Source organism: Stenotrophomonas sp. (genome assembly GCF_032099025.1).
Lineage (GTDB): Bacteria > Pseudomonadota > Gammaproteobacteria > Xanthomonadales > Xanthomonadaceae > Stenotrophomonas.
Genome location: NZ_DAMCID010000036.1, coordinates 26,923 through 33,285, shown reverse-complemented (window position 1 = coordinate 33,285; position 6,363 = coordinate 26,923). Strand labels below are relative to the sequence as shown.

Sequence of the window (6,363 nt, the reverse complement as noted above, 5' to 3'; positions counted from 1 at the left end):
TCCAAGTGCGATCAAATTATCGCTTCTTGGCGTCCGTTTCAGCGGGGCAGGTTCACGATCTTAGGACCACCCGATCCAACCAACAAGTGATGGCTATACCGACCGAGCAACCGAGACGGCCGCAAGCTGCCGGCGACTCACCTCTTCGTGAACCGTGCCCCTCTCCTTTCTTTACGCGCGACTGCCGCCCAATAAAAAACCCCCGCCGAGAGGCGGGGGCTTTGCCATTCCATGACGGGGATGCACTGACTTCCGCCGATGCGCTATTCGGTCAAGCCGCGCGGGGGCGGATATGTTCGATCGTTTCCGCCAGCGCGACGCTGGCGATCGCCAAGTCGTAGTTGGTCTGCAGGTTCAGCCATACCTGAGCGGTGGTGCCGAAATAGCGCCCCAAGCGCAGGGCGGTGTCGGCGGTAATGGCACGGCTACCGGCAATGATGTGCGAGACGCTGACGGGTGACATTTCAACTGCTTTCGCCAACGCCTTGGCGGACATCCCAAGCGGGGCCAGAAATTCTTCTGCCAGCACTTCGCCTGGAAGGACCGGTGGGTGCATGGTGGCGACGCTGTTCGCGGTGGCGCGCCTCATCTTCTCCTCCGCTCCAGCTTTCAGGAATTACTCACCCCGTCGAAGCGGGCTCGCTCAGCGCCAACAAAGCACTGCTGCAGCGGGCTGGCGACTCACCGCTTCGTGAACTGTTCCAAGGTCAATCCTGCAGCCACCATGGCCGCCTTGCTTCTCGAAGGGTCCCTGAGAATTTGATATGCGGCCTTCTTGGCCGGTGAAAAACTGCTCAAGACTGTGTAGTGCTGTGACGCATACAAGCGGGCGGCCGTCTTCTCCCGCTTGCTGTTCGCCTTGTCGTGGAGCACCTTGTAGGCGGCCGCCGCCACATCCTCGGAAATCGGTTCATTTGACACGTTGAGCCTCCTGAACTTGCTTGATGATTGCAACAGGGGAAGGATCGCGCAGGGCAACGAGCACAATCAATACAAGAAGAACTGAAAACATGAGCGTACCGACGAGTCCGGCGGCCACGTTGGCGAGAAACTTGGGCCAGAACCTGCTGCTTGATCGAATTTCGGCTACCACGACGCCGTCCATTGCCGCCCTCTTATAGCCCTCATCAATAGACCTGGTAACCTCTTGGGCGTACGCATTCAGCACGTTCTCCGCATTGCCGCGTGCCCGATCCAATGCCGAACTGGGCAGCTGTTCGTACCAGGTCCGAATCTGATCGCTGGTGGTGACCACCCCTGATTTTGCCTCTACATGACGCATCCAATCGATCCGCTGCTCCTCAAGGACCGCGAACGCGAGCAGCCCGAGAAGCCAGCCCTCTGGAGCCTCCTCGACCAGGCACTTGTACACGTCTTGCGGACCTGAAATATCGTTCATGTCATTCCTTCATCCATGCCCACCGCACTGGATCGTTCCCTCGAATGTCATCGGTCACAGACGCATCAACCCGCCGGCGGAAACCAGGGGCGGTCAATGTTCAAATGCTCTGCCGACTGTGCAGAACAGACTGCCGCCTAATGCGGAGGATGGGAAGTCGCTTGATTCTGCTGATTCTCAGGACTCGATCAGCTCAGCCTACGGTGTGGCTTGAGCGGCCTGACAGCTAAACGGACTGGCCCGCTGCGCGGCGCGAAACGCCTGAAGAGCGAAAAACGAAAAAACCGGCTTTCGCCGGTTTTTGTCTTAACGCTTGAATTCATGGTGGGCGGTACAAGGTTCGAACTTGTGACCCTTGCCGTGTGAAGGCAATGCTCTACCGCTGAGCTAACCGCCCGATGCTGCTGAGCCGCTCATTATAGGGCGGCAAAATTTCGCGTCAACGGGTTTCCCCAAAAATCTTCACATCGTGTGCGTGGGCTTGTCCGAATTCAGGGTGCCGGCCAGCGCGGTCTCGATCTTGTTGCGCACGTTCTCGCCCTCCTGCCCTTCTGCCAGCTGCACGCCGATGCCGGCCGCGCGGTTGCCCTGGGCGCCCGCCGGGGTGACCCAGACGACCTTGCCGGCGACCGGCAGGCGTTCGCTGGAGTCCGGCAGGGTGAGCAGCAGGAACACCTCGTCGCCCAGGAAGTAACGCTTGGGCGTGGGCACGAAGATGCCGCCGTTCTTCACGTACGGCATGTAGGCGCTGTACAGCGCGGTTTTATCCTTGACGGCCAGCGACAGGATGCCCTGGCGGGCGTTGGTGGCGCTCATGCTCTATTCCCCTTTACTTGCCGCTCGTTGACCTTGTTCCAGGCCAACAACAATTCCACCACCGCCAGGTCGGCGCGCACGGTGGTGCGCAACAGATCGCGGGTACGGTTGGCGGCGTCGAACCAGGCCCCCAGCTTGTGCAATCGCTCTGGATCGGTCAAGCCACCACCGGTGGCCTGGGCCAATGCCAGATCCGCCGCGTGGCGCAGGCGCAGGGCCGCGTTCTCGTCCGCGGTCCAGTGCTGGGCCAGTTCCACCGCACCGGAGCGACCGGCGACCAGCGCTTCCAGGTCGGTGGCTACCTGCCGGCGCAGGGCCAGGCCGTCGTTGCGCAGCCAGTTGTCGGCCAGGCCGGGGTGGCCGCGCGCGGCATCCAGGGCCTCGCGGGCGCTGTTTTCGTTGTGGCCCTGGGCCTGCAGCCAGGCCAGGCTTTCGTCGCGCGGCGGCAGTTTGAATTCCAGGCGCTGGCAGCGGCTGCGCACGGTGGCCGGCAGGCGCGCGGGATCGCTGCTGATCAGCCACAGGTAGCGGCCGGGCTGCGGCTCTTCCAGGGTCTTGAGCAGGGCGTTGCAGGCGGCGCGGTTGATGGCGTCGGCCGGGTCGACGATCACCACCTGGGCGATGCCGTACTGCGGGGTGAGCGAGAGCTTCTGGGAGACCTCGCGCACCTGCTCGATGACGATCTCGGTGCGCAGCTTGTCGCCGGTCTTGTTGGGAATGAACGAGATCAGCTGCAGGTCCGGATGGGTCCCGGCGGCGATGAGCTGGGCGCTACGCTGGGCGGCGGCGGGCTCGCCACGGCACAGCACATGCTTGGCCAGGCGCAGGGCGACCTCGCGCTTGCCCAGGCCAGCCGGCCCGCAGATGAGCAGGCCATGGCCCAGCCGGTCGGCGTCGAGCGCGGCCACGGTCTGGTCATAGGCGCGCTGCTGCCAGGGGGAGAACTCAGCCATTGCCACCCTCCTTGCTGAGGTACGCGTTGATGGCATCCACCACCTGGGCGGCGACACCGGCCTGGTCCTGGCCGGCGTCGATGAGGCGGAAGCGCTCAGGGTCCTGCGCGGCGCGCTGGCGGAATACCGCGCGCACGCGCTGGAAGAAGTCGTCCTGCTCGCTCTCGATGCGGTCCGGCCACAGGTCGCGGCCATTGGCGCGGGCGCGGCCCACGGCCACGTCCACATCCAGCAGCAGGGTCAGGCCGGGCAGCAGGCCCACGGCGCGGCGCTCGAGATCGGCAATCCATTCCGGCTCCAGGCCCCGGCCGCCGCCCTGGTAGGCGTAGCTGGAATCGGTGAAGCGGTCGCTGAGCACGTAGCAGCCACGGCGCAGCGCGGGCTCGATCACCTGGCGCACGTGCTGGGCGCGGGCGGCGAACACGAGCAGCAGCTCGGCCTCGGCCGAGAGCGGCTCGGCGGCCACCTGTTCGTCCGGGGTGAGGATGAGCGCGCGGATGCGCTCGGCCAGCGGGGTGCCGCCGGGCTCGCGGGTGAGCACGACCTCGTGGCCCCGCGCGTGCAGGGCCTCGCGCACGGCATTGATGGCGGTGGACTTGCCCGCGCCCTCGCCGCCCTCAAGGCTGATGAAGCGCGGGTGGCGGTGCAGCGCCGGGCTCACTGCGGCGCCGCCTGGCTGCGCTGCTGGCGCAGCTGCTGCAGGTAACGGGCCACGGCGGCGTTGTGGTCGGCGTAGGTGGCCGAGAACACGTGCGCGCCGCTGCCGTCGCCCACGGCGACGAAGTACAGGGCGTCACCCGCGGCGGGGCGGGCAGTGGCCTGCAGGGCATCACGGCCCGGCATGGCGATGGGCGTGGGGGTGAGGCCGGCGCGGGTATAGGTGTTGTACGGGGTGTCGGTGGTGAGGTCGCGCTTGCGGATGTTGCCGTCGTAGCTGCTGCCGATGCCGTAGATGACGGTGGGGTCGGTCTGCAGGCGCATGCCCATCTTGAGGCGGCGCATGAACACGCCGGCGATCTGCGGGCGCTCGCTGGGCAGCGCGGTTTCTTTTTCGATGATGGAGGCCAGGATGAGCAGCTCGTACGGCGAGTTCAGCGGCAGGTCGTCGGCGCGGCTTTCCCAGGCCGCGGCCAACTCCTTTTCCATGGCGGCGTGGGCGCGCTTGAGCACATCCACGTCGGTGTCGCCACGCTGGTAGACGTAGGTCTCGGGCAGGAAGCGGCCTTCGGGGTGCTGGCCGGGGAAGCCGAGCGCCTTCATCAGGGCGGCGTCGTCGAGGGCGTCGGTGGTGTGCACCAGCGGGTCGGCGCGCTTGAGGGCGGCGCGCAGCTGGCGGATGTTCCAGCCTTCGACGATGGTGACGCGGTGCTGGAGGGTGCGGCCCTGGCGCATGCGGGTAAGCAGCTCGCGCGGGGTGAGGCCGGGGTCCAGGGCGTATTCGCCGACCTTGAGTTTGCCGGCGACGTCGAGCTGGCGGGCGAGCAGCTGCCACTGGGTGTCGCTGCCCTCGTCCACGCCGGCGGTGCGCAGGTTGCGCAGGACGGTCTGCAGGCCATCGCCGGAGGCGATGACCATGCTGGGCTGGTCGGGGGTGATGGGCTCATCTGCGAAGCCGCTCTGGCTGTGCCAGAACCAGGCGCCTGCGGCGGCCAGCAGCAGTGCGCCGAGCAGCAGTACCGCAAGGACCGTGAGACAACCTCGTTTTACGCCTGCCATGCATACCTCGGTGGGGTGGTGCAGCCACGCAGGGCGTGGCTCTACGGGTGTGTTCGTTTCCGCGGGACACGCATGGCGTGTCTCTACGCGACCGCTCTACAGCATACCTTGGCTCATTCCTGGCGGCCGAGCGCGCGCATGAGGCCACGGGCCTTGGCGCGGGTTTCGTCGAGTTCCCTGGCCGGGTCCGAATCGACGACGATGCCCGCGCCGGTGCGGAAGCTGGCGCGGTCGGCGGCCACTTCGGCGGTGCGGATGAGGATGTTCAGGTCCAGGTCGCCATCCCGGTTCAACCAGCCGAAGGCGCCGGTGTAGGCGCCGCGTGCGGTCTGCTCGAGCTCGGCAATGATCTGCATGCAGCGCACCTTGGGGCAGCCGGTGATGGTGCCGCCGGGGAAGGTGGCGGCAATCACCTGGCCCGGGCTGACGCCCTGGCGCAGGCGGCCGCGCACGTTGCTCACGATGTGGTGCACGTGGGCGTAGCTTTCCACGCTCATCAGTTCGTCCACCTCTACGCTGCCTGGAGTGCAGATGCGGCCCAGGTCGTTGCGTTCCAGGTCGATGAGCATCACGTGTTCGGCGCGCTCCTTGGGGTGGCCCACCAGCTCGCGGATGCGCTCGGCATCGTCATCGCCGGCGAAGCGCGGGCGGGTGCCCGCGATGGGGCGGGTCTGCACGTCGTCGCCATGAACCGAAACCAAGCGCTCGGGCGAGGAGCTCACCACCGCCCTGCCCTGCGCGATGAACAGGCCGGCAAACGGTGCGGGGTTGGCCACGCGCAGCTGGGCATACAGCGCCTGCGGCGACAGGGTGTCTTCGAAGCATGCCGACCAGCGCCGCGACAGGTTCACCTGGAACACGTCGCCGGCGCGCAGGTAGTCGATGACCTTGCCCACGCCGTCGGTGAAGCGCGTGGGGGCGTCTTCGTCCACCTGCGCCGGTGGCTGCCACTGCGGCAGCGGCGGCAGCGTGGCGGTGGCGTCCAGGTCTTCCAGCAGGGTGTCCAGCAGCGCGGCGTGGTCGGTTTCGCACACGGCATGGAACTGGCCCAGCACGCGGTCGTGCAGGACGGCGGCGGGGCAACGCAGGGCCAGTGCGCTGGGCAGGCCGTCGGCGCGCGCCGGCAGGCTGAGTACGGTTTCGATCTGGGCGGCCAGTTCGTAATCCAGCATCAGCGCCCAGCCGCCCCGGAACGGCAGGCCGGTTTCCTCGCGCGGCAGGCGCAGGGCCTGCCAGTGGGCGTCCAGCACGTCCAGGAAGGTACCCGCATGGATGGCCCCGGCGTGGTCGCGCACGGCACCGTCGGCATGCAGCGCCAGCGACGCGCCGTTGCCCATCAGCAGCAGGTCCCAGCGGCCCTGGGCGGTGCCCGAGGCGGTGGATTCCATGAGCAGCGGGTAGCGCTGCGGCGCCAGGCGCTGCAGGGCGAGCAGGTCGGTGGAATCAGGCAGCAGGCGGGTCTGGAACATGGCGGGGGGA

Annotated in this window: 8 protein-coding genes and 1 tRNA gene; all 9 read right to left on the bottom strand. The window is 66.9% G+C overall.

Annotated features, from left to right (window positions below; all coding sequences use genetic code 11):
• Positions 1-271: 271 nt before the first annotated feature.
• A complete protein-coding gene (locus RT456_RS17985; RefSeq protein WP_313348600.1) occupies positions 272-589 on the bottom strand; it encodes a HigA family addiction module antitoxin in 318 nt (105 codons plus the stop codon).
• A 92-nt stretch (positions 590-681) separates the two neighbouring features.
• A complete protein-coding gene (locus tag RT456_RS17980; protein WP_313348598.1) occupies positions 682-921 on the bottom strand; it encodes a hypothetical protein in 240 nt (79 codons plus the stop codon).
• Entirely contained in the window at positions 911-1,399 is a 489-nt protein-coding gene (locus tag RT456_RS17975) for a hypothetical protein (protein WP_313348596.1), read from the bottom strand. Before RT456_RS17975 ends, RT456_RS17980 begins: the two co-directional genes overlap by 11 nt.
• 322 nt (positions 1,400-1,721) lie before the next feature.
• Positions 1,722-1,796 (bottom strand) — tRNA-Val (locus tag RT456_RS17970).
• Positions 1,797-1,861: 65 nt separating this feature from the next.
• Positions 1,862-2,215: a PilZ domain-containing protein gene (locus tag RT456_RS17965; RefSeq protein ID WP_313348595.1), complete on the bottom strand. Its 354-nt coding sequence runs from the start codon at positions 2,213-2,215 to the stop codon at positions 1,862-1,864.
• The gene (locus RT456_RS17960) at positions 2,212-3,168 is read right to left on the bottom strand and encodes a DNA polymerase III subunit delta' (protein ID WP_313348594.1); all 957 of its coding nucleotides are present in this window, start codon (positions 3,166-3,168) and stop codon (positions 2,212-2,214) included. Before RT456_RS17960 ends, RT456_RS17965 begins: the two co-directional genes overlap by 4 nt.
• On the bottom strand, positions 3,161-3,829 hold the full coding sequence (tmk, locus tag RT456_RS17955) for a dTMP kinase (protein ID WP_313348593.1): 669 nt from the start codon (positions 3,827-3,829) through the stop codon (positions 3,161-3,163). Before tmk ends, RT456_RS17960 begins: the two co-directional genes overlap by 8 nt.
• Positions 3,826-4,884, bottom strand: coding sequence for an endolytic transglycosylase MltG (gene mltG / locus RT456_RS17950; protein WP_313348591.1), 1,059 nt, complete (start codon positions 4,882-4,884; stop codon positions 3,826-3,828). Before mltG ends, tmk begins: the two co-directional genes overlap by 4 nt.
• Positions 4,885-4,997: 113 nt before the next feature.
• Positions 4,998-6,353, bottom strand: a complete 1,356-nt coding sequence (locus tag RT456_RS17945; RefSeq protein WP_313348589.1) for an aminodeoxychorismate synthase component I — start codon at positions 6,351-6,353, stop codon at positions 4,998-5,000.
• Positions 6,354-6,363: the final 10 nt, after the last annotated feature.